The organism is Epilithonimonas caeni DSM 17710, assembly GCF_000426465.1.
Classification (GTDB): domain Bacteria; phylum Bacteroidota; class Bacteroidia; order Flavobacteriales; family Weeksellaceae; genus Epilithonimonas; species Epilithonimonas caeni.
The window spans coordinates 80,844-102,394 of the sequence record NZ_AUFK01000017.1; the positions used below are offsets into that span (position 1 = coordinate 80,844).

Annotated in this window: 21 protein-coding genes; 11 read left to right on the forward strand and 10 right to left on the reverse strand. The window is 35.8% G+C overall.

Annotated elements, in window-relative coordinates:
* Position 1: 1 nt before the first annotated feature.
* Entirely contained in the window at positions 2 to 730 is a 729-nt protein-coding gene (gene lptB / locus K319_RS0110525; protein ID WP_027383632.1) for an LPS export ABC transporter ATP-binding protein, read from the reverse strand.
* A 267-nt stretch (positions 731 to 997) separates the two neighbouring features.
* Here lptB and K319_RS0110530 point away from each other — a divergent pair, with 267 nt between their 5' ends.
* Positions 998 to 1,768, forward strand: a complete 771-nt coding sequence (locus K319_RS0110530) for a TrmH family RNA methyltransferase (protein ID WP_027383633.1) — start codon at positions 998 to 1,000, stop codon at positions 1,766 to 1,768.
* Between the two features lie 48 nt (positions 1,769 to 1,816).
* On the opposite strand, the gene K319_RS0110535 is transcribed toward K319_RS0110530, so the two are convergent.
* Positions 1,817 to 2,065, reverse strand: coding sequence for a hypothetical protein (locus K319_RS0110535; protein ID WP_235696101.1), 249 nt, complete (start codon positions 2,063 to 2,065; stop codon positions 1,817 to 1,819).
* Positions 2,066 to 2,192: 127 nt separating this feature from the next.
* On the opposite strand from K319_RS0110535, the gene K319_RS0110540 reads away from it, so the two are divergent.
* Together K319_RS0110540 and K319_RS0110545 are read left to right on the forward strand one after the other, a co-directional pair.
* Positions 2,193 to 3,278, forward strand: a complete 1,086-nt coding sequence (locus K319_RS0110540; protein ID WP_027383635.1) for a hypothetical protein — start codon at positions 2,193 to 2,195, stop codon at positions 3,276 to 3,278.
* Positions 3,262 to 3,858, forward strand: coding sequence for a hypothetical protein (locus tag K319_RS0110545; protein WP_027383636.1), 597 nt, complete (start codon positions 3,262 to 3,264; stop codon positions 3,856 to 3,858). The genes K319_RS0110540 and K319_RS0110545 overlap by 17 nt, the downstream gene beginning before the upstream one ends.
* Before the next feature lie 34 nt (positions 3,859 to 3,892).
* On the opposite strand, the gene K319_RS0110550 is transcribed toward K319_RS0110545, so the two are convergent.
* The 5 genes from K319_RS0110550 to trhO form a co-directional block, all read right to left on the reverse strand.
* Positions 3,893 to 4,129, reverse strand: a complete 237-nt coding sequence (locus K319_RS0110550; RefSeq protein ID WP_027383637.1) for a hypothetical protein — start codon at positions 4,127 to 4,129, stop codon at positions 3,893 to 3,895.
* Between the two features lie 163 nt (positions 4,130 to 4,292).
* Complete coding sequence (locus tag K319_RS0110555; protein ID WP_034671673.1) at positions 4,293 to 4,862, reverse strand: 5-formyltetrahydrofolate cyclo-ligase; 570 nt, start codon at positions 4,860 to 4,862, stop codon at positions 4,293 to 4,295.
* A 1-nt stretch (position 4,863) separates the two neighbouring features.
* Positions 4,864 to 5,094, reverse strand: coding sequence for a ferredoxin (locus K319_RS0110560; protein ID WP_027383639.1), 231 nt, complete (start codon positions 5,092 to 5,094; stop codon positions 4,864 to 4,866).
* A 31-nt stretch (positions 5,095 to 5,125) separates the two neighbouring features.
* A complete protein-coding gene (locus K319_RS0110565) occupies positions 5,126 to 6,370 on the reverse strand; it encodes a peptidase U32 family protein (RefSeq protein WP_027383640.1) in 1,245 nt (414 codons plus the stop codon).
* 8 nt (positions 6,371 to 6,378) lie between these two features.
* A complete protein-coding gene (gene trhO, locus K319_RS0110570; RefSeq protein WP_027383641.1) occupies positions 6,379 to 7,737 on the reverse strand; it encodes an oxygen-dependent tRNA uridine(34) hydroxylase TrhO in 1,359 nt (452 codons plus the stop codon).
* Between the two features lie 295 nt (positions 7,738 to 8,032).
* On the opposite strand from trhO, the gene K319_RS0110575 reads away from it, so the two are divergent.
* Positions 8,033 to 10,168, forward strand: a complete 2,136-nt coding sequence (locus K319_RS0110575) for a S9 family peptidase (RefSeq protein WP_027383642.1) — start codon at positions 8,033 to 8,035, stop codon at positions 10,166 to 10,168.
* Positions 10,169 to 10,237: 69 nt separating this feature from the next.
* On the opposite strand, the gene K319_RS20195 is transcribed toward K319_RS0110575, so the two are convergent.
* Both K319_RS20195 and K319_RS0110585 read right to left on the reverse strand, forming a co-directional pair.
* The gene (locus tag K319_RS20195) at positions 10,238 to 10,540 is read right to left on the reverse strand and encodes a type II toxin-antitoxin system RelE/ParE family toxin (RefSeq protein WP_034671674.1); all 303 of its coding nucleotides are present in this window, start codon (positions 10,538 to 10,540) and stop codon (positions 10,238 to 10,240) included.
* Entirely contained in the window at positions 10,530 to 10,778 is a 249-nt protein-coding gene (locus K319_RS0110585) for a DUF2281 domain-containing protein (protein WP_156907091.1), read from the reverse strand. Before K319_RS0110585 ends, K319_RS20195 begins: the two co-directional genes overlap by 11 nt.
* 82 nt (positions 10,779 to 10,860) lie before the next feature.
* On the opposite strand from K319_RS0110585, the gene K319_RS0110590 reads away from it, so the two are divergent.
* Together K319_RS0110590 and K319_RS0110595 are read left to right on the forward strand one after the other, a co-directional pair.
* Entirely contained in the window at positions 10,861 to 11,475 is a 615-nt protein-coding gene (locus K319_RS0110590) for a hypothetical protein (RefSeq protein ID WP_156907092.1), read from the forward strand.
* Between the two features lie 88 nt (positions 11,476 to 11,563).
* Positions 11,564 to 13,234 carry a peptide MFS transporter gene (locus tag K319_RS0110595; RefSeq protein ID WP_027383645.1) on the forward strand — a complete coding sequence of 557 codons (1,671 nt, stop codon included), beginning with the start codon at positions 11,564 to 11,566 and terminating at the stop codon, positions 13,232 to 13,234.
* A gap of 54 nt (positions 13,235 to 13,288) precedes the next feature.
* On the opposite strand, the gene K319_RS0110600 is transcribed toward K319_RS0110595, so the two are convergent.
* Entirely contained in the window at positions 13,289 to 13,786 is a 498-nt protein-coding gene (locus K319_RS0110600; protein ID WP_027383646.1) for a GNAT family N-acetyltransferase, read from the reverse strand.
* Between the two features lie 129 nt (positions 13,787 to 13,915).
* On the opposite strand from K319_RS0110600, the gene K319_RS0110605 reads away from it, so the two are divergent.
* The 5 genes from K319_RS0110605 to recG all read left to right on the forward strand — a co-directional run bounded on the left by K319_RS0110605 (position 13,916) and on the right by recG (position 21,512).
* Entirely contained in the window at positions 13,916 to 15,631 is a 1,716-nt protein-coding gene (locus K319_RS0110605) for a peptide MFS transporter (protein WP_027383647.1), read from the forward strand.
* Between the two features lie 168 nt (positions 15,632 to 15,799).
* Positions 15,800 to 17,008 carry a leucine-rich repeat domain-containing protein gene (locus tag K319_RS21050; protein ID WP_051230611.1) on the forward strand — a complete coding sequence of 403 codons (1,209 nt, stop codon included), beginning with the start codon at positions 15,800 to 15,802 and terminating at the stop codon, positions 17,006 to 17,008.
* A 125-nt stretch (positions 17,009 to 17,133) separates the two neighbouring features.
* Positions 17,134 to 18,645, forward strand: coding sequence for a peptide MFS transporter (locus K319_RS0110615; RefSeq protein WP_027383648.1), 1,512 nt, complete (start codon positions 17,134 to 17,136; stop codon positions 18,643 to 18,645).
* A gap of 62 nt (positions 18,646 to 18,707) precedes the next feature.
* On the forward strand, positions 18,708 to 19,256 hold the full coding sequence (locus K319_RS0110620) for a thioredoxin family protein (protein WP_027383649.1): 549 nt from the start codon (positions 18,708 to 18,710) through the stop codon (positions 19,254 to 19,256).
* 168 nt (positions 19,257 to 19,424) lie between these two features.
* Complete coding sequence (gene recG, locus K319_RS0110625) at positions 19,425 to 21,512, forward strand: ATP-dependent DNA helicase RecG (protein WP_027383650.1); 2,088 nt, start codon at positions 19,425 to 19,427, stop codon at positions 21,510 to 21,512.
* Positions 21,513 to 21,551: the final 39 nt, after the last annotated feature.

The following is a 21,551-nucleotide window of genomic DNA, read 5'->3' on the forward strand; positions in this document are numbered from 1 at the left end:
TCTAAATCTTCTCAAAACGGAAGTTCTCCCCAAGATAAGCCTTCCTAACATCCGGGTCGTTTGCCAAATCTTCAGGAAGACCTTCTTTCAGGATTTTCCCTTCGAACATAATATAAGTTTTGTTGGTAATCGCCAGTGTTTGTTGTACATTGTGGTCAGTAATCAGAATTCCGATATTTTTCTCAACCAAAGACCTTACGATCTTCTGGATATCTTCCACCGCAATCGGGTCAACTCCGGCAAAAGGCTCATCCAGAAGAATAAAATTTGGGCTTGTTGCAAGACAACGCGCAATCTCTGTCCTACGTCTTTCACCTCCGGAAAGCAAATCGCCACGGTTTTTACGAACGTGCTCCAAATGGAATTCCTCAATCAATTCATCACATTTTTTCTGTTGCTCTTTTTTGGAAAGTTTCGTCAATTGCAAAACGCCCAAAATATTATCTTCCACAGACAGCTTTCTGAAAACCGAAGCTTCCTGGGCCAGATAGCCTATTCCTTTCTGCGCACGTCTGTACATTGCATCCTGCGTTATATTTTGTTTATCCAGAAACACATTTCCCAAAGTTGGCTTCACCAGCCCAACAATCATATAGAAGGAAGTCGTTTTACCTGCTCCATTTGGTCCCAAAAGCCCGACAATTTCTCCTTGCTGAACCTCCAATGACACGCCCTTCACCACTTTTTTTGGCCCGTATTCTTTGATTAAATTTTCTCCTCGTAAAATCATAAAACAAAGATAGATAAATTTTTATCTTCTCCCTGCAAAAGATTTGGACGTGCCCCTCGCCAACCCTAAGGCAAAAGCTCGGGCCGGGCTATCCACTGCAATCTTTTTTTGCATCACGCTTTGTCAGGCTGAGGCTCTCGAAGTCAAAGCAAAAAAGGATTTCCGTTACTATCCCTCACGCACTTCGCCAAGATTCACGCTTTCACATTTTACATTGTACATTTTACATTGTACATTTTACATTGTACATTTGTGAAAAAATTTAAAATGCTCATAGAAAGCCTTCAAAACGAAAAAATCAAAAGACTAACACGACTTTTATCCAAAAATCAGGACAGAAGAAAAGCAGGAGTGTTTATTGTAGAAGGCCAACAGGAAAACGAAAGAGCATTGCATTTTGGGAATCAACCGGAAGAATATTTCATTTGCGAAAATATTTTCAAAGGAATATTACCCGATTCCAAAATCCATTATGTCTCCGAAAAGCTTTATGAGAAAATCGCTTATCGCGGGACTACCGAGGGAATTATTGGGATTTATAAATTAGAGCAAAGAAACCTTGACGAGTTCAAACCAAAGCAGGATTCTGCAATCATTATTTTAGAAAGTGTGGAAAAACCCGGAAATCTCGGTGCCATCCTGAGAAGTTGTGAAGCTTTCGGGATCAACGCTTTGATCGTTACCGACCCGAGAACAGATTTTTATAATCCAAATGTTATCCGTTCCAGCGTTGGTTGTCTATTTGGAATGAATATCTTCCAAGCTTCAAACGAAGAAACAATGGAATTTTTAAAAATCAATGACTACAATATTTTCACCACTTTTATGAGTGAAGATGCAAAAAACATTCAGGAAAAAAAATTGAAAACCAGGTCTGCCGTTTTGTTTGGAACAGAACATTCTGGTTTGAGTGATTTTTGGAAAGGGAAGGGAGAAAATGTCTTGATCCCAATGTCAGGAACAATAGATTCTCTTAATCTCAGTAATGCAGCAGCAATTACCTGCTACGAAATCCTGAGACAGAAATTAGAAAAATAAAAAACCACTTCAAATTGAAGTGGTTTAAAATTCTTAAGTCGGTTAAGATTATTTTTTAGCAGCAGCTGAATCAACTTTAGCAGCAGCAGAGTCAACTTTAACAGCAGCAGAATCAACTTTAGCAGCAGCAGAGTCGATAGTTGCAACAGCAGAATCAACTACAGCAGAATCAGCAGCAGCAGTATCAACAGTTTCAGTTTTTTTACAAGCTACAAGAGCAACAGCAGCGATAGCAGCTACGAATAATGATTTTTTCATAATAATTAAATTTAAATTGTTAGTTAATAGATCGTCCATTATTTGAACAGGGCAAAATTATATTGATAAAATATTTTTGTTTTGAAAATTAATTGTAATATATTTGTAAAACACGATTTACAAATAAGAAATACTGTAAATCAATAAATTAAGAACACGTAGAATTTTGAGCGATACAGAATTTTCATATTTTCAGTCCTTGAAAAGTGCTGTTCAGGCGAAATATCTTGAGACGCATTCTCCATCTTATGATGACATTTCCAAATGGAAGGGCATTGATATTATTTATTTCCAGGAAGACCTGAGACAAAAGGCCAAGGGAAATATTAGCGAAAAGACTTTTTATACCTATTTCAAAAATAACTCACTGGAAAAAACCCCAAGAATTGATATGCTCAATATTTTAGCAATCTATTCCGGATATAATTCCTGGTCTGAGTTTAAGAAGAAAAACCCTTTAACAGTCGTTGAAAAACCTGCATCAATAGATTCTAAAGTAGCGAATGAAACGGAAGAACCAGCTTCTGAAGCCATAAACAATCTTCAAGAAAAAATTACGAAACCGCTCGTTTCCATAGATAATCAAGCTTTTGATGAAATCAATCAAAATATCAATTTCAATAGTGAAAAACAGAATTTCCTAAAAAGATATCTATGGTTGGGGATTTCGGCATTTTTATTTGCTGTTGTTCTTATTTTGGTCTTTTATGATAACCTTTTTTATAAAAAATACACATATGCTTTTACTGATGCAGACAGAAACTCATCTATAAAAGGAGAACTGGACGTTAAAATTATCCGGGAAAATGAATCTCCGATCCTCTTCAAAGTAAAGCCAAATTCAAAATTTGTCTACGAAACAAAAAGCAAAAATCTGAAAATGGTCATTTCTTCGCCTTTTTACAGGACAGATACTGTGACAAGAGATTTGACATCAGCACCTTCATCCGAAGATATCGAGTTGAAACCTAATGATTATGCGATTCAGCTTTACTATTACTCGAAGTCAATTATCGATTTTAAGAAAAAAACAAGTGAATTAAACAAGCTCATCAGTGATAATGCTTTGATCTATCAAGTTGTTGATAGCGACATATATGGCATTGAAACGATGGATAAACAGAAATACATCTCGCTGGTCACACTTCCTACAACATCGTTAGAAAACCTGGAAGTAATTGATTCTCAGATGAAAAACGGAAAAATAGTAATGATCAAATTCAAAATTACTGACGATGAAAAAACAAAATAAATTATATCACCTCTTCATAATTCCTGCACTAATAACCATTGGAATTATATCTTGTGATAAAAAATATGACGGCAAAGACAACTCTTTGGAGACTCTTCGAAATGCCAATAACAGAATAACCTATTCCAAGACAAAACTAGACAGCGTACAGGCTATCAATGTTATTACTTCGCAAAAAGTACAGGACCTACTAGATCTATCTGCACTTTACACTTCGGGAAATAAAGACACAGAAATAGATTCCGTAATCTATACACAAATGCAGGCTCACTTTCTGTCCAAGGATTCCAATAATCTAAAACCTTTATTAAAGGAAATGGACAGTTTGAAAGTCAAGTTTGCAAAAGTCAACAATTTGACGACATCCAAATCCATACACGAAAAAGACACTCTGGATTTTGCAACTTTCGATGTAGAATATTATGACAACAAGAAAACTTACATCACTACAGTTAACAGAAAAGCCCAGTATCTATTAAAAGCTTCTCCAGTTAAATTCCAAAAAGAATTCAAGTTTTACTTTACCAAATTCTATCAAAAAGAATCGGACAGTACAAAAACAACAAAACCCGCCAATTAGCGGGTTTTGCTTTAATTAGATTGGAAGAATCTAATTATTTTTTGATTTCTTCTTTAGCAGCTTTCTCGTCAGCTTTTACTTCAGCTTTAGCAGAATCAGCAGTAGCTTTTACAGAATCAACTGTAGCAGTTGCAGTAGAATCGATAGCAGCAACAGCAGAATCAGCTGTAGCGTCTACTGAATCAACAGCGTTAGCTTCTACGTTATCAGTTTTTTTACAAGCTACAAGAGCGATAGCAGCAATAGCAGCTACAAATAATGACTTTTTCATTTTCTAAAAATTTAAATTATTATTAATATTATTGTTTGTGAATTATCGTGTTATAATTACAAGACAAAGGTAGAGTGGTCTGACAAAAATCATTAATAAATAGCTTGTAATATGATTGTAAATATTTTTACAAATAAAATACAATGATTTTCAATCATTTAAATCAAAATTCAAAATAATTATAGGGTGTGATCAAACCATCCAGAGCTATATCCAATTCAAAAACATCAGTAACAACTTCTTTTGGTGGAAAGAAATTCAAACCAATTTTTTTATTAATTCCATAATTCTCAGAAAAGAACGAATCATAAAATCCTTTTCCGTATCCTATTCTGTTCCCAAATCTGTCACAATACAACAAAGGTGTCAAAACATAGTCCAAATCAACGTTTGAAGTAATATTTGAAATCGGCTCTTTGATTCCCCAATTATTAACTTCAAATTCAGAATCAGGAAAAATTTCTACTGAAATCATTTTTTCACTTTGAATTTTCGGCACAAAAACTCTTATTTTATTATCAAAAAAATAATCTATAAATATCCGGGTATTTATCTCATTATATTTTTTAATCGGCAAAAATATATTAACTTTTTGATTTTCAGTAATATTAAATTGTAAAATGAATTGTTCGAAGATTTTTTCAGACAAAAAATCAACCTCATCTTGTGATAAAGCCATTCTTTTTGCTCTATATATTGCTCGAAGCTCTCTTTTTGTAAGGCTAAGATTCATTTTAAATTTCTTTAACTGAAATGATATTTACAGGACATGCTTTAGAAGCTCTATCGCAAGATTCAAAAGAATCATGCTGCGGTGTTTTAATTGTATAAAAGCCTTTTTTATCAACAGATTTTAACAATACGGACTTCCCATCTTTTTTAGACATTCTAAAAAATTCCGGCGCAAACTCTGCACAATAATTACAACCGATACATTTATCCCGCTGAAGTGTTACAATTACCATTTCTGTTAACAATCAAAGACAAAATTCTCTATCAAGCTTGAACTATTTTATACAATCTGTCAGAAGGACGAACTCTGAAGTTGGTCTCGAAAGTGATCACATCAGATTTTGACGCTTTTTCCGCCTCTGGTTTTTGATCAACCCGCATCGTTTCTACAACCATTTCCTGAGAACCTGTTGTAGGCCCTTGAATCAGAACCTTATCACCTACTGTCAAATCGTACGCCTCAATAACGAACTCTGCAATATTAGACTTAGGATAGAAATGACGTCCTTTTCCGACATAAACTTTTTTCTGAGTTGCGCTGGACCCGGAATTATCAGACCATTCTCCTAATTCCTGACCAAGATAATAGCCATTCCAAAAACCTCTGTTATAAACAGTTTCGAGTTGTGTCATCCATTCTGATACCTTTTCCTGAGAAAACGTATTTTCTGCAATAGCATCAATTGCCTCTCTATAAGCTTTAACCACAGTTGCAACATACTCGGGAGCACGTCCTCTTCCTTCGATCTTGAGAACTTTTACACCTGCATCTATGATCTGATCAAGAAAACCTATTGTGCAAAGATCTTTCGGAGACATCATATATTCGTTATCAAGTTCTATTTCAAAGCCTGTTTCCTGATCTATGACCGTATATTTCTTTCTGCAATTTTGTTTGCACGCCCCTCTATTTGCCGAAGAATTAGCCGAATGCAAACTTAAATAACACTTTCCGGAAACAGCCATACAAAGCGCACCGTGACCAAAAATCTCGATTTCGACCAAATTTCCGGAAGGTCCTCTGACATCATCTTTTACGATCTGATCACATATTTTTTTGATCTGGCTAATGCTTAATTCACGACTCATTACCATGGTATCGGCAAAAAGCGCATAGAATTTCACCGTTTCAATGTTTGTGATATTGATCTGTGTGGAGATATGGACTTCCATCCCGATTTGTCTGGCATATGAAATTACGGCCTGATCCATCGCAATCACAGCGGTAATATTGGAAGCTTTTGCTTTATCCAGAAGTATCTTTATAATGGATAAATCGTGATCATATATAATCGTATTGAGTGTAAGATAAGTTCTTACTCCTTTTTCCGAGCAACGCTTATTTATTTCTGGTAAATCATCAATTGTGAAATTCATTGATGCTCTGGCACGCATATTCAGTTGCTCCACACCAAAATAGATGGAATCCGCACCATTATCCAAAGCCGCCTGCATTGATGTAAAATCGCCAGCCGGCGCCATCAACTCAATTTTACCGTTATCTGTCATCCTAAATGTTATATTTTATACAACTTATCAGACAAACGGACTCTGAACGGAAGTTCAAAAGTAATCTGGTCTCCAACTTTAGCAGTTTCAGTTGAAGCTCCATTTGCAAAAAGCTCAGTAATCGTGATTTCCTGCTCGCCTGTTGTTGGCCCTGAAATCAAAACTTTATCACCGACAGAAATCTCACTATTTTCAATTAAAAACTGAGCAATTTTCGATTTGGTGAAATAATGTTCAGCTTTTCCAACCAAAGTCTTTTTAACTTTTATTTTTTGACGGATATCTTTGGTTTCGGGTTTTACAGCTTTTGCCAAAGTCTGAGTGGACAAATCTCCTGAATTTTTAAACTTAAGAGCCTCGGATTTACCTTTTCGGAATACTTTATTTCCAACCTGCAAACCTTTTCTTCTCGCAACTTGTTCTTCCTGAGGCAAATGGATTATCTCGTGACATTCTGTTGAGCAAGTATTTTCCATAATTGCTTTACATTCATCACATTGGATGAATAACAGATGACAGGCATCATTAGCACAATTTGTATGATTATCACAAGGTTTTCCGCATTGATGACATTGCGCAATAATATCGTCCGTAATTCTTTCTCCTAAACGATGGTCAAATACGAAGTTCTTTCCAATGAATTTACTTTCAATATTTTCTTCCTTGATTTGGCGCGTATATTCGATAATACCGCCTTCCAATTGGTAAACATTCTTGAAACCCTGATGTTTAAAATAAGCACTTGCTTTTTCACAACGGATTCCGCCGGTGCAGTACATCAAAAGATTTTTATCTTCTTTAAAATCCTGTAGTTGCTCATTTATAATCGGCAAACTTTCCCGAAAATTCTCGACATCCGGCGTTATGGCACCTTCAAAATGACCAACTTCACTTTCGTAATGATTTCTGAAATCCACCACAATCGTATTCGGGTCTTCCAACATATTATTGAATTCCCGAGCTTTCAGGTGAACGCCTTTATTGGTTACATCAAAAGTTTCATCATTCAAACCGTCTGCAACGATTTTGTTTCTGACTTTAATGGTTAATTTTAAAAAAGAATGATTATCCTGCTCCACAGCCACATTCAGACGGATGCCTTTCATAAAGTCATAAACTTCCAGCGTATCACGAAAAGCCTCGAAATTCTCTGCAGGAACGCTCATCTGAGCATTGATTCCTTCCTTCGCCACATAGATACGGCCGAGCGTATCCAGGGCATTCCAGGCTATAAAAAGGTCGTCGCGAAATTTCTTAGGATCTTCAATTTTGGCATACGCATAGAAAGACAATGTAAGGCGCTCTTGTCCGGCCTCATCGATAAGTCGAGCTCTTTCTTCTGCGCTTAAGGTGTTGTACAGTTGCATGCTATAAACGTTTTAAGTGAGAAAAATAATGGCGCAAAGATAAGGAATTTGGTTGATAGTTGGCAGTTTTTGGTTGTTGGATAAATCCAATCAACAATCAACCAATATCCATCAACTAGATTTGGGCGTGCCCCTCGCCAAAACCATTGCAATCGCTCGGGTCGGGCTATCCACTGCAATCTTTTATGTTTTTAGCAAAAAACATAAAAGGATTTCCGTTACTATCCCTCACGCATTTGCAATGCTTCGTTAAACAACATTTCTTTATTATATTTACAACTCTAAAATATTAAAAATGAAGAAAATCCTTGTTTCTGTTGTTTTGATGGCAGCAGTTTTCTCACAAAACATTAATGCACAGGAAATCACACTCGATAAAATCTACTCCGGCTATTACCGTGGAAAAGGAATTGCAGGAATTGCCTCTCTTAACGACGGCGAGAACTATGCTACCATAGAAAAAGACGGCATTGCCAAGTACAGCTACAAAACGTTTCAGAAAGTTGGAAACATTGTGGATGGCAGTTTTGAGTCTTATATTTTCTCTCCGGACGAATCCAAGATTTTGTTACAAAAAGAAAGTCAGGACATTTACAGACATTCATTTTTGGGAAAATTTGATGTAAAGGATTTGAAATCAAATAAAGTAACGCCGCTTAATAACGGAAATTATATTCAGGAACCGAAATTTTCTCCGGACGGAAGCAAGGTAGCTTTCATCGTTGACAATAATCTATTTTATCAGGATTTGACTTCAGGAAAAATCACGCAGATTACGAATGATGGGAAGAAAAATTCAATCATCAATGGATTGGGAGATTGGGTTTATGAGGAAGAATTTTCTCACGCAGATTATTACCAATGGAACAAAGCAGGCGATGCGATTGTCTTTGTGAGATTCGATGAATCGGAAGTTCCGGAAATTTATATTCCAATCTATGGAAAATCGCTTTATCCAACCGAAATGCGATATAAATATCCAAAAGCGGGCGAAACGAACTCTACTGTTACCGCCAATCTTTATCAATTAAATTCAGGAAAAACAACTGCTTTGAATTTGGGAAGTTTTGAGAATTATTACATCCCGCAACTTTGGCAAACGAACGATGCGAACGAAATCGTCGTTGCAACAAGCAACAGACATCACAGCAAAGTGGATTTGCTGAAAGTAGATACAAAATCCGGAAATTTGACCAAATTATTTTCAGAAACAGACAACGCCTGGATAGAAACAGACAATCTGACCTTAGAATTTCTGGATGACAACTCTTTCCTTTGGGCTTCGGAACGTGATGGTTACAGACAATTGTATTGGTACGAAAAAGATGGAAAACTAAAAAAACAAATCGCAAAAGGCCAATGGGAAATCACAGATTATTACGGCTACAATCCAAAAACCAAAGAAGCATACATTCAAACAACCGAAAAAGGAAGTCTTAATAAGGTAGTTTCAAAGCTAAATATCAATTCCGGAAAAACAACTTTGATTTCTTATCCGGAAGGGAACAACTCGGCGAGTTTCAGCAAGTCATTTAATTATTTCATTAATACCAATTCTACAGCAGCTTCTCCAAACAAATATGTTTTGAAAGATGCTTCGGGTAAAGAAATTAAAGAATTACAAAACAATAATGAAGCGCTTGCGAAGCTTCAAAAAGATAATTTTGTAACGAAGGAATTCATCACCATTCCAAACTCGGTTGGTGACCAGCTCAACGCCTGGATTATCAAACCGAAAAACTTTGACCCGAACAAAAAATATCCATTGTTTATGTTCCAATATTCCGGTCCTGGTTCTCAGCAGGTTTCCAATTCCTGGGACGGCGGAAACGGAATCTGGTTCGAAATGCTGGCTCAAAAAGGCTATGTCGTTGCTTGTGTGGACGGCCGTGGAACAGGTTACAAAGGTGCAAAATTCAAAAAAGTCATTTACAAACAATTGGGGAAATATGAAATTGAAGACCAGATTACTGCTGCTAAATGGTTCGGAAATCAATCTTACATTGATAAATCAAGAATCGGAATTTTCGGTTGGAGTTTTGGTGGTTATATGAGTTCATTGGCCCTGACAAAAGGCGCAGATGTTTTCAAGTTGGGAATTGCTGTTGCGCCAGTGACCAACTGGAGATATTATGATACAGTTTACACAGAAAAATTCCTACAAACGCCACAGGAAAACCCTGAAGGTTACGACCAGAATTCACCGACAACTTTTGCAAATCTGTTGAAAGGAAAATTCCTATTAATCCACGGAACGGCCGATGACAATGTTCATTTCCAGAACTCTATGGAGTTTTCAGAGGCATTGATTCAGAATAAAAAACAATTTGATTTTATGGCTTATCCGGACAAAAATCACGGAATCTATGGTGGAAACACCAGACCTCAGCTTTATGAGAAGATGACGAATTTTATTTTGGAGAATTTGTAGAACTGCCAGAAGTCGGAAGACTTAATCTGGAAGATAAAAACCGCGGAAGATATTTTCTTTTGCGGTTTTTTATAATCTTGATTTCCAAATTTCAGGATTTCTTGATGCGTGATAAATACCAATTATCAATATCGAATTATCCGAATCAAAATATTTGTAATGGATACCAAATGGAAAACTTTTCAAATAACTGATTCTGCAGTCTTTATATTTAACTTCTTTTGACAAGGGATTCTGTGACAGAAGTTGAGTCTCATTTTCAAATTCTTTGAAAAACCTATCGACTAAGGTTTTGTTAATTTTCTGATACCAATCCTTGATTTCTTTTAAATCCGTCTTTACAAACGGAGAAAAATCAATTCTATTCTTCATTCTTTAATCTTGTAATGTAATGTCTCATTTCGGATTCCGACACAATACTGGTTGGATTTTCAGAAATATATTTCAATCTCCTGTCAGATTCATTAATTTGCCAATCCGGAATGTTGTTTTGACTATACTTTGATGAATATTTGAATTTTAAAAATTCTACAAAATCATTTACTTCTTCGTATAAATCTTCCGGGAGTGTTTTGAGATTATCTTCCAAATCTTTTATTGTGATTTCCATTTTCTGAATATTTATTCTAATCAAAGTTAGCAATTTTTTTAATTGATGGTAATAAGTTATCTTTAATCCCATTTCTAAAAATATGATTCGAAAAATATTTATCACAACTTTATTTCTATGTAATATTTTGACTTTCGCTCAAAATGATAAAGACGTATTGTTGCTTTACAAAAACGTTCTTGAAAAATCAGATTCCTTATCATCAATTGGGAAAATTTCTCAAATCGATTCTAAAAACGTTCTCGCAGATGCGAAATCAGCTGACAAGGAATATCCCGAACGCTATTTCAAAAAATCGATGGAATATTTCAGGAACTCCGGATATAATGAAAGTGCATTCCTGTTCTATCTGGGAAAAATGAGAACGGAAGACCTTAACCACTCAGGCGGAAAAGAGCATTATAATCTCAGCGAAGAATACCAGGTTTATCTCGAAGAAGGCCTGTTTATCTACCTGGCTAAAGATGCTGGCAACTATGCAAAGGTTCTAAAAATGGCGAAAGATCATTATGATGCCAATGATTATAGCTACATCAGCAAAACAAAAGGTTATAAAAAACTGAAAGACCCTAACAATTATTCGCAGATGATCAAAGCTTTGAAGGAAGACAAAGGAAAAATCCAGGCTGAGTTGAACGCAGAAAGAGAAGAAATGAAAAATAGGATTATGCCTTATTTTCAAATGCTTAAAGAATAAACAGAACAAAAGCCTTTCAAATTGGAAGGCTTTTGCATTTATTAAATTTAAAATCCTATTTTTGGGAACGTTGTGAAAAATTAAAATTATGAAGACTAAGCATCCCAAAGGTTTACCTTATTTGTTTTTTACCGAGATGTGGGAACGTTTCGGTTATTATTTGATTCTGGGGATTTTTGTTCTCTATCTGATAGAACCGCAAGGCGTTGCCGGAGGTTTGGGGATTCCTGATAAAGATGCCGATGATATTTTCGGGACCTTCATAGCGTTGACTTATCTCACACCTTTTCTTGGTGGATTTTTAGCTGACCGTGTTTTGGGTTATATCAAATCCATTTATCTTGGCGGTATTCTGATGGCAATTGGCTATATTGGTGTTGGTGTTTTTAAAGATCTGCCTTTATTTTACGGTTCGCTTGCATTGATTATCATTGGAAATGGTTTCTTCAAACCGACAATTTCTACACTGTTGGGAAATCTCTATTCAGAAGAGCCTTACAAAGCGAACAAAGATTCCGGTTACAACATTTTTTATATGGGCATCAACATCGGGGCATTTATCTGTAACATTATTGCGGCGTTTATGCGTAACAAGTTCGGTTGGGGCGAAGCATTTATAACAGCCGGAGTCGGGATGTTGCTTGGGTTGGTCATTTTTACGATTGGTAGAAAACATTACCTCCACGCTGCACAGATGAAACCGAAACAAGAAGGCGACACCAAACTATCCGAAATCCTGATGAAGGTTTTTGTTCCTGCAATTGTTGCAGGCGTTATCGGTTGGTTTGTTCCGACGATGATTATTGGAACTAATATCTTTGGAAGCACGAATACAGATGCCTTTATTTTCGCCTGTATTCCTGTGATCTATTTTTATGTTTCTCTTTATTTCAAATCCAATCCACTGGAGAAACCTGCGATTGGCGCTTTGCTTTCTATATTTTTAATCAGTATGTTTTTCTGGGCGGTTTTCAAGCAGAACGGAACGGCTTTGACAAGATGGGCCAATTATTATACAGACAGAAGCGTTTCTGAAAAAGTAGAAAAACCCCTGGCCTCACTTTATCTTGTAGAGGAAAAAAGCTATGCAGACAAAGAAACTCCGATTTTTGACGAACAATTCCGTTCTCAAAAAGGTGATGATGGCAAAACTTTAAAGCAAACCGGAAAAGATATTTATTTCAGGAATGTTTCCGCTGAGAAAAAAGCAGAATTAGAATCCAATCCCGACAAACCTATTTTCCTATACAACACAGAATTATTCCAATCCATTAATCCGTTTTGGGTGATTGCATTAACGCCAGTCATTGTTGGTTTTTGGGCAATGCTCAGAAAACGGGGAAAAGAACCTTTGACTCCCACAAAAATCGTTTTGGGATTATTCATCACCAGCTTATCTTGTCTGGTAATGGTTGCTGCTGTTTATGCTGGAAATAACGGTGCAGAAAAGGTCTCTTCACTTTGGTTGATTGCGGGATACGGCGTAGTGACAATTGGTGAACTTTGTCTTTCGCCGATGGGATTATCATTCGTTTCCAAATTATCTCCGGCAAGATTGACAGCACTGATGATGGGCGGGTTTTTCTTAGCGAATTCTGTTGGGAATAAATTGTCGGGAATCCTTGCCAGCACATGGTACAATTATGAACACAAAGCCAATTATTTCCTGGTTAATTTTGGGCTTTTGATTTTCGCAACCTTATTGGGATTATCGATGCTGAAAAGGCTGAATAAAATAATGAAGGAAAGCGGGCATTAATCATAAACGATGATCGATAAATGATTATTGATTTGAATCACAATTAATCGATTATCATTTATCTTTATCATCTATCTTCTGATATGCCAGTCTTGGAGTTCCGTCTGCTACATAAATGATTCCGCACTTTTCATAGCCGAGTTTTTCCAGAACTTTTTGCATTGCGATATTGGTTTCGTGCGTATCGATTCTGATATTCGGGAATTGGGAAAAACACCATTCGAAGCAGAATTGTGCGATTCCTTTTGCTTTCCCGTTGGACGCTAGACGATGGATGACACCATATTTTTCTTCATTCAGCCAGACCCCGTTTTCAATCAATGAATAATTCGGGTCATCATCAATGATGAAATCAAAAGTAGCAACCACTTCGTCATCATTGATAATCAAAAAGTTATAACCTTTTTCTACACTTTCCAGCATCAGTTCCTTTGACGGATAACCGTTGGTCCATTGCACATTATTTCCACTTTCGCGCATTAGTTGTCTGGCAATGCCAATGCAATTCATAATTTGGTCAATATCTTCCAAAGTCGATTTTCTGATTTCCATTATATAAAGATAAATGATAATTGGTGAATGATATTCGATAAACTTTGTGTATCCGTTGCAATTTAACTTTACCGTTGATGAAAAAAAACTATATTTGTTACCTTTAAGAAAATTTAACAATTAATTTATATGGAGACAGTTCAATCTAATTCTAAACACCCGAAAGGATTGTGGGTACTATTTAGTACGGAAATGTGGGAGCGATTCAACTTCTATGGAATGAGAGCCATTCTCAGTCTATTTATGGTTCACGCTTTAATGTTAGGAGAATCAAATGCATCGATCATCTATGGTGGATTTTTGGCATTATGCTATTTAACACCGCTTTTAGGAGGTTTTATTTCTGATAAATATTTAGGAAATCGATACTGTATCATGTTGGGAGGTAGTTTGATGGCAATTGGACAGCTTCTATTATTTTATAGTGCTACAAACTTCGATACAAGCTTAGATTTTTCGAAAACTTTATTTTGGTTAGGCCTATTAGTTATTATTTTTGGTAACGGGTTTTTCAAACCAAACATTTCTTCAATGGTGGGTAGCTTATATCCACCTAGTGAAAAAACAAAATTAGACTCAGCTTTCACTATTTTCTATATGGGAATTAATATTGGTGCATTATTAAGCCAATATATTGTACCTATTGTAGCTGATGTTGTAATTGATGGTAAACAAGACCCTTATGTCTTCAAATGGGGATATTTACTCGCTGCAATTGCAATGATTTTAGGAACACTGGTTTTTTTCTTCTTAAAGAATAAATACGTTGTAACACCTGAGGGAAAACCAATTGGAGGATTACCAAAACATAATACAGCAAAAGACTTTGAAGAAGGTGAAACTCAAACCGCTAAATTTTCTGGAAAATCGATTGGAATTACTTTAGTTTTATTTGTAATTCTATTTTTTGTATTCAGATATCTTTTGGTAGATGAATTTGGTTTCAGTTCAGTAGAAATGGGTCAATTAATCAAAGGTATTATTTATCCTTTCATTTATGCTGCAGGAGTATCATTAGCTTTCCTGATTATGAGTTCTGCTGAGAACAAAATCGAAAGACAAAGAATCTGGGTAATCTACATCGTTTCGTTTTTTATTATTTTCTTCTGGGCCGCATTTGAGCAAGCGGGTTCGTCATTAACATTTATTGCATCTAATCAAACAGATAGAACATTTTTATTCGGTTGGCAAATGCCGGCATCTATGGTTCAAATTTTTAATGGTTTATTTGTAGTTATACTAGCGGTACCATTTAGTATTCTTTGGGATAAATTGAGAGCAAAAGGCAAAGAACCGGTTTCTCCTTTGAAACAAGCAATCGGTTTAGCTTTGATCGCATTGTCTTATTTCATCATTGCTTATAATGTAAAAGACCTTGGAAACTCAGGATTACTGGCTATCAAATGGTTGATCTTACTTTATCTTATCCAAACTATGGGTGAACTTTGTTTATCCCCAATCGGATTATCTTTGGTTGGTAAATTAGCGCCAAAAAGATTCTCATCTTTATTATATGGTGTGTTCTTCATCGCGAATGCTGCAGGTTATGCATTGGCAGGAACTCTGGGAGCAATCATCCCTGCAACTGGAGACAAATTTGCAAAAGCACAGGAAATCGGTGTTAATCTTCAGGATGTTCTGGACAAAAAAGTAACACTGAATCCTGAGCAGGCAAAAGCTTTTGCTACAGCTCAATTACCGACAGAATATACAACATTCGGAGGTTTTACCATTCACAATCTTTTCGAATTTTTTATGGTATTCGTGGTTCTTTGTGGAATTGCATCTGTATTGCTAGCTTTCTTATCGCCTATTCTTAAAAGAATGATGCATGGTGTGAAGTAAAACTTTCATATTGATCTATAAATTCAAACCACCGGATATCCGGTGGTTTTTTAATATATTCAAAACAGCATCCTTCACATCAAATCTAGTTCAAACACCGCAAATTCTAATTAGTAAGTTTTGCTTTTGAATCTTTTTCATAGTTTTAAATTCGAAAAAAACACAAATATGAAAACAAGATTATTTTTTTTACTGCCCTTTCTTTTTCTAATAAAATTGCACGCACAAATTGTAAACATTCCGGATGTAAATTTTAAAGCAGCTTTATTAGCCGGAAATGCACAGGACACAAATGGAAATTACATATATGATCTAGATGCTAATAATGATGGCGAAATACAAGAAACAGAGGCTAAACAAGTATACAAACTCATTTTGTATGGTGATGGAATTCATAGTTTGGAGGGCATAAAGAGTTTTGTTAATCTCCAAGTATTAGATTGTGGCAAAAACCTTTTATCCACATTAGATCTACAAGGTTTATCTGATCTTAAAATTTTGTCATGTGACAGTCAAATTGCAAATGGATTAGCATTACTAAATTTACAGGACTGCACTAATCTTGAAGAAGTATATTGTTTTAATAATCAAATTACTTCGTTGAATATAAAGGGATGTGTTAATCTTCAAAAACTATTATGCTATTACAACAATTTGACTTCTTTAAATGTACGAGATTGTACTAATCTCGCAATTTTGGATTGTGCAGATAATCAATTAACTTCTTTGGATTTACACGATTTGACCAATTTACAAGTCTTAAATTGCAATTACAATCAAATAAACTCTTTGGATATAAAAGGTTGTACAAATTTTTATATTCTTTCTTGCAGCTCCAATCAATTGTTTTTTTTAAGCTTAGATGAATTAAGTCATCTTAAGAAACTGTATTGTGATCATAATCAGTTAACAACTTTAGAACTACAAAACTGTTCCAGTCTTGAATATTTTGATTGCAGTAACAATCAACTAGAAACAATACTGATGAAAAATGAAAGTTTCCAAGCATATGTTATAATTCATGATAATCCTAGTTTAAGATATATTTGTTGTGATGAGATAGAAAAAAGCTACGTACAAAGCCTTGTCAGTACAAATATTACCGTAACAAGCGATTGTTCATTATTACAAACTGAAAATATTTCTAAAACCAAAAAAATATCTGTCTTCCCAAATCCTGTGAAAGATATTTTAAATCTCGAAACATCTGAAAAAATTAAAAAAGTAGAAATTTTAGATTTGTCGGGAAGATTAATGAAAGCTAATTTGAAGGTAGAAAACAACAAAATATCGGTCTCGGATATTGTTAGAGGATATTATATTTTGAAAGTTTATACCGAACATTCTGTGATCGATTCAAAATTCATTAAAGAATAAAACCATAAACCTCTAAAAGACTTAAAAAAACCTCTGATTTTTCAGAGGTTTTTTTGTTAAATTCGTAGGATGCAAAATGCAATAGCTCTACTAAGCGCTTAACCGATAATCCTTAATTATCATCTATGAATCTTACACTTGAAGAAATCCAGAATTTCAAAGGAAAATATCCTAAACAGATCTGGTCTTTATTTTTCTCAGAAATGTGGGAACGTTTCTGTTTCTACGGGATGCGGGGGATGCTCGTTTTCTTTATGATTTCTCAATTGAAATTTGGCGATGAGCAAGCTAATCTACAATATGGTGCAACGCAGGCTTTTGTTTACGCATTTACTTTTGTGGGCGGTTTGTTTGCAGATAAGATTCTTGGATTCAGAAAATCTTTGTTTTGGGGCGGCATTCTGATGATTATAGGTAGCCTTATTCTTGCTGCCAATCCTCACGATTATTTCTTTTTGGGAATCTCGTTCACTGTTGTGGGAACAGGGTTTTTCAAACCGAATATCTCCACAATGGTCGGAAAATTATATAAACCTAATGATACAAGAACCGACGCCGGATTTTCGTTATTCTATGCAGGAATCAATCTTGGAGCACTTTTAGGTGGCTATCTCTGTATCGCCATTGGAAAAGGCGAAATGTTTTCTGATCTTATCCCAGAACATAAAAGATGGAATGTAGCTTTCGGATTAGCTGCTATTGTAATGGTTGTCAGTCTAATTAATTTTATTTTCACACAAAGAAGCCTCGGCCCAATTGGACTTGCTCCTCAAAAGACCAATAAGGATGGTTCTTTTTCTCCATTAGAAAAATGGAAAGAATATGGCGTTTACATTCTTTCATTGATATTCATTCCCTTGATCATGATAATGGTTTCTGTTCCGCAATACACCGATTATTTTATGTGGACCGTCGGGCCATTGACACTACTCTACCTTTTTTATGAGATGACGAAAGTAACTGCACCTGAACGCAAAAAACTCTGGGCAGCATTGATCTTCATTATTTTCTCGATCCTATTCTGGGGAATCTATGAACAAAGCGGCGGTTCATTAAGTATTTTCGCAGCGAAGAACCTCAACAAAGACCTTTTCGGATTGGATCCGAATGGCGTCAACAACTCAGGAGGCGCCTTCTTTATCATTTTTCTGGCACCATTAGTTGGATTACTTTGGATCTGGTTAAACAAAAAGAAACTGGAACCGAATACCATCAACAAATTCGGGTTAGGATTTATATTCCTAGGACTTGGTTATTACATCCTTTTCGGGACCAAATTTTTCGCCAATCTGCAAGGGATAACTTCGCTTAATATCTTTACCATAGCACTATTAGTGATTACCTTCGGAGAACTATGTCTATCACCAATCGGATTGTCTATTATGACAAAACTGTCCACAGAAAAACTACAGGGAATGATGATGGGAATGTGGTTCTTAGCTTCTGCTTATGGGCAATATGTTGCAGGACAAATAGGAGCAGGATTAGCAAAAGTAAAATCCGGGGCCACCAATCATGATGCTCTTATCACTTACACCGATGGATATAAACAATTGGGATTATATGCATTGATTGCCGGAGTAATATTAATTTTGATTTCGCCATTCGTAAAAAAACTGATGCAGGGTGTAAAGTAAAAAGGTTAATTGAAACGTCTAAACCATAAGAATGTAATTAAAAGTATATTAAAAAAACACAAATGAAAAAACTAATACTAATATTTCTTTTAACAACCGGATTCTTTGGAATCGCCCAAGTCCGCTGGATAACACTTTCGCAGGCTCTGGAGGCTCAGAAAAAAGAACCGAGAAAAATCCTCATCGATTTTTATGCAGATTGGTGCGCGCCGTGCAAGGAGATGGAGAAATACACGTTCAATCACCCGGAAATTGCAAAAATCATCAACCAATATTATTATGCTGTCAAGTTTGAGAGCGATGGAAACGAATCTGTAACTTTTGCAGGGCATAAATTCACAAATCCTGACTACAAAAGCAAAAAGGGAAAGAACGGTCTACACCAGTTCTCAAAATACATGAACATCAACATTATCCCGACAATGATTTTCCTGGATGAAAATACCGACCCGATCACAAGCCTGTCTGGTGCTCTAAAAGCGAAAGAAGTGGAGCCATATTTTACAATGATCGCAAAAAATGAGTATAAAAACATCAAGACCCGAAAAGAATGGGAAAGCTATCAGAAGAAGTTTAGATCCAAGATAAAAGAAAAGGAATCTTCTAATTAAATCCAACGGAAACATTAAAAGCTCTTAGCAAAATGCCAAACTTAATTTTATCTTTTTGGATTTGATAAAGCTTAGATTCCTACGGAATGACAAATATGATGTTTTTCTTTTGTGACTTTTGTGGTTTATTTTAATTTTCCCGAAATTCGTCGAACAAATTTCCCTTATTTGACTTTAGAAACTTCCATAGAATTTCTCAAAAACATCGGAACCGAACGCGCAAAACTTATCAGAAACGTGTTGGGAATCTCGACTGTGGAAGATCTATTGACCTTCTACCCGATTCGTTATATCGATAAGAGTAAAATTTACAAGATCGGTGATCTAACAAAAGAAACGGATGCGGATCTTCAACTGAGAGGAAAAATAACGGATATCCAGGAAGTTGTTTACGAAAAAGGGAAACGTTTGTCCGCAAAATTCCGGGATGATACCGGAACGATGGATCTGGTCTGGTTCCGATATACGAACTGGATGAAAGATTCGATTCCATTAAATAAAGAAATTTTTATTTTCGGAAAAGTCAGTTTCTTCAACGGAAACTTTTCTATGGCCCATCCGGAGATTGAAGCTGATGAAAAAAAAGCTTTGCATGGAACACTTTTACCAGTTTATCCAGGAAGTGAAAAACTCACCAAACGAGGAATCAATAATAAGTTTTTTCAAAATGTTATCTACAGTCTTCTGAAAGATCTGCCTAATTTAATTTCGGAGAACTTACCCAATTATCTGATGAAATCTTTGAAATTAATGGACAGAGTGAATGCTTATTATGACATCCATTTTCCAAAAAATTTCAAACAGTTCGAAGAAGCTGACAGACGATTGAAATTCGAAGAAGCATTTTTCTTTCAGCTGGGTTATGGACTTAAAAAGCTTCATCAAAAAACTAAATCATTTGGAAATCCGTTCCCGATTGTCGGCGATTATTTTAATAATTTCTATGAAAATAATCTTCCATTTGAATTAACCAATGCGCAAAAACGTGTTCTGAAAGAAATCCGAACTGACATGAAGCGTTCGACTCAAATGAACAGGCTTTTACAAGGTGATGTTGGTTCTGGGAAAACAATGGTTGCATTATTAACAATGCTCATCGCAATGGATAATGGTTTTCAATCCTGCCTAATGGCACCGACAGAAATCTTAGCACAACAACATTTTAATTCGATTCAGGAATTATTAGAAAATACAGGAATCAAAGTCCGACTTTTGACTGGTTCATCCAAAACTTCGGAGAGAAAAATCATCCACGAAGAACTGGAAAATGGAGAATTATCTATTCTGATCGGGACACACGCCATTTTGGAAGACAAAGTTAAATTCAAGAATCTTGGTTTGGCAATCATTGATGAACAACATAGATTCGGAGTGGCACAACGGGCAAAACTTTGGGCTAAGAATAATATTCCACCTCATATTTTAGTAATGACTGCGACACCTATCCCAAGAACATTGGCGATGAGTTTTTATTCGGATCTGGATGTTTCTGTGATCGATGAAATGCCGGTTGGAAGAAAACCAATTATTACTGCCCACAGACGGGAAAAAGACCGACTTTCGGTTTATAATTTCTGTCGAGAAGAAATAGAAAAAGGCCGTCAAATTTACTTTGTTTATCCATTGATTGAAGAATCCGAAACTTTGGATTATAAAAACCTGATGGAAGGTTTGGAAAATGTGATGAATTTCTTCAAAAGTTATAATGTAACGATGGTTCACGGAAAAATGAAACCTGCCGAGAAAGATATTAATATGCAATTTTTCGCTTCCGGACAAGCGCAAATAATGGTCGCGACAACAGTAATAGAAGTTGGAGTAAACGTCCCGAACGCATCTGTAATGGTCATAGAAAGCGCGGAAAGATTCGGATTGTCTCAGCTTCACCAGTTGCGCGGACGTGTAGGAAGAGGCGCAGAACAAAGCTATTGCATCCTGATGTCAGACGATAAACTGAGCAAAGAAAGCCGAACGAGAATCAAAACGATGGTTCAGACCAATGATGGTTTCAAAATCTCGGAAGTTGATATGGAATTGCGTGGTCCTGGCGATATTCTCGGAACTCAGCAAAGTGGCGTTGTGGATTTCAAAAAACTGAGTCTGATAGAAGATTCTGGCATTATCAAAGCTTCGAAACTAGCTGTAGAAAAGATTCTGGAACAAGATTCTCTTCTTAATCATCCTGATAATCAAATAATGAAGCAATATTATATCAAACAATATAAAGGGAAAAATAAATGGTCGCAGATCAGTTAGATTGAATCAACAGTATTTTCAAAAAAAGTACTATTGATC

Bases quoted from the DNA above. Each gene is read 5' to 3' on its own strand.
- K319_RS0110560 (WP_027383639.1), bottom strand. From the start codon at position 5,094: ATGGTAATTGTAACACTTCAGCGGGATAAATGTATCGGTTGTAATTAT.
- K319_RS20195 (WP_034671674.1), bottom strand. From the start codon at position 10,540: ATGAAGAATAGAATTGATTTTTCTCCGTTTGTAAAGACGGATTTAAAA.
- K319_RS0110590 (WP_156907092.1), top strand. From the start codon at position 10,861: ATGATTCGAAAAATATTTATCACAACTTTATTTCTATGTAATATTTTG.
- K319_RS0110620 (WP_027383649.1), top strand. From the start codon at position 18,708: ATGAAAAAACTAATACTAATATTTCTTTTAACAACCGGATTCTTTGGA.
- K319_RS0110575 (WP_027383642.1), top strand. From the start codon at position 8,033: ATGAAGAAAATCCTTGTTTCTGTTGTTTTGATGGCAGCAGTTTTCTCA.
- K319_RS0110565 (WP_027383640.1), bottom strand. From the start codon at position 6,370: ATGACAGATAACGGTAAAATTGAGTTGATGGCGCCGGCTGGCGATTTT.
- K319_RS0110535 (WP_235696101.1), bottom strand. From the start codon at position 2,065: ATGGACGATCTATTAACTAACAATTTAAATTTAATTATTATGAAAAAA.
- K319_RS0110605 (WP_027383647.1), top strand. From the start codon at position 13,916: ATGGAGACAGTTCAATCTAATTCTAAACACCCGAAAGGATTGTGGGTA.
- K319_RS0110595 (WP_027383645.1), top strand. From the start codon at position 11,564: ATGAAGACTAAGCATCCCAAAGGTTTACCTTATTTGTTTTTTACCGAG.
- K319_RS0110555 (WP_034671673.1), bottom strand. From the start codon at position 4,862: ATGAATCTTAGCCTTACAAAAAGAGAGCTTCGAGCAATATATAGAGCA.
- K319_RS0110615 (WP_027383648.1), top strand. From the start codon at position 17,134: ATGAATCTTACACTTGAAGAAATCCAGAATTTCAAAGGAAAATATCCT.
- K319_RS0110530 (WP_027383633.1), top strand. From the start codon at position 998: ATGCTCATAGAAAGCCTTCAAAACGAAAAAATCAAAAGACTAACACGA.
- trhO (WP_027383641.1), bottom strand. From the start codon at position 7,737: ATGCAACTGTACAACACCTTAAGCGCAGAAGAAAGAGCTCGACTTATC.
- lptB (WP_027383632.1), bottom strand. From the start codon at position 730: ATGATTTTACGAGGAGAAAATTTAATCAAAGAATACGGGCCAAAAAAA.
- K319_RS0110585 (WP_156907091.1), bottom strand. From the start codon at position 10,778: ATGGAAATCACAATAAAAGATTTGGAAGATAATCTCAAAACACTCCCG.
- K319_RS0110600 (WP_027383646.1), bottom strand. From the start codon at position 13,786: ATGGAAATCAGAAAATCGACTTTGGAAGATATTGACCAAATTATGAAT.
- K319_RS21050 (WP_051230611.1), top strand. From the start codon at position 15,800: ATGAAAACAAGATTATTTTTTTTACTGCCCTTTCTTTTTCTAATAAAA.
- K319_RS0110545 (WP_027383636.1), top strand. From the start codon at position 3,262: ATGAAAAAACAAAATAAATTATATCACCTCTTCATAATTCCTGCACTA.
- K319_RS0110550 (WP_027383637.1), bottom strand. From the start codon at position 4,129: ATGAAAAAGTCATTATTTGTAGCTGCTATTGCTGCTATCGCTCTTGTA.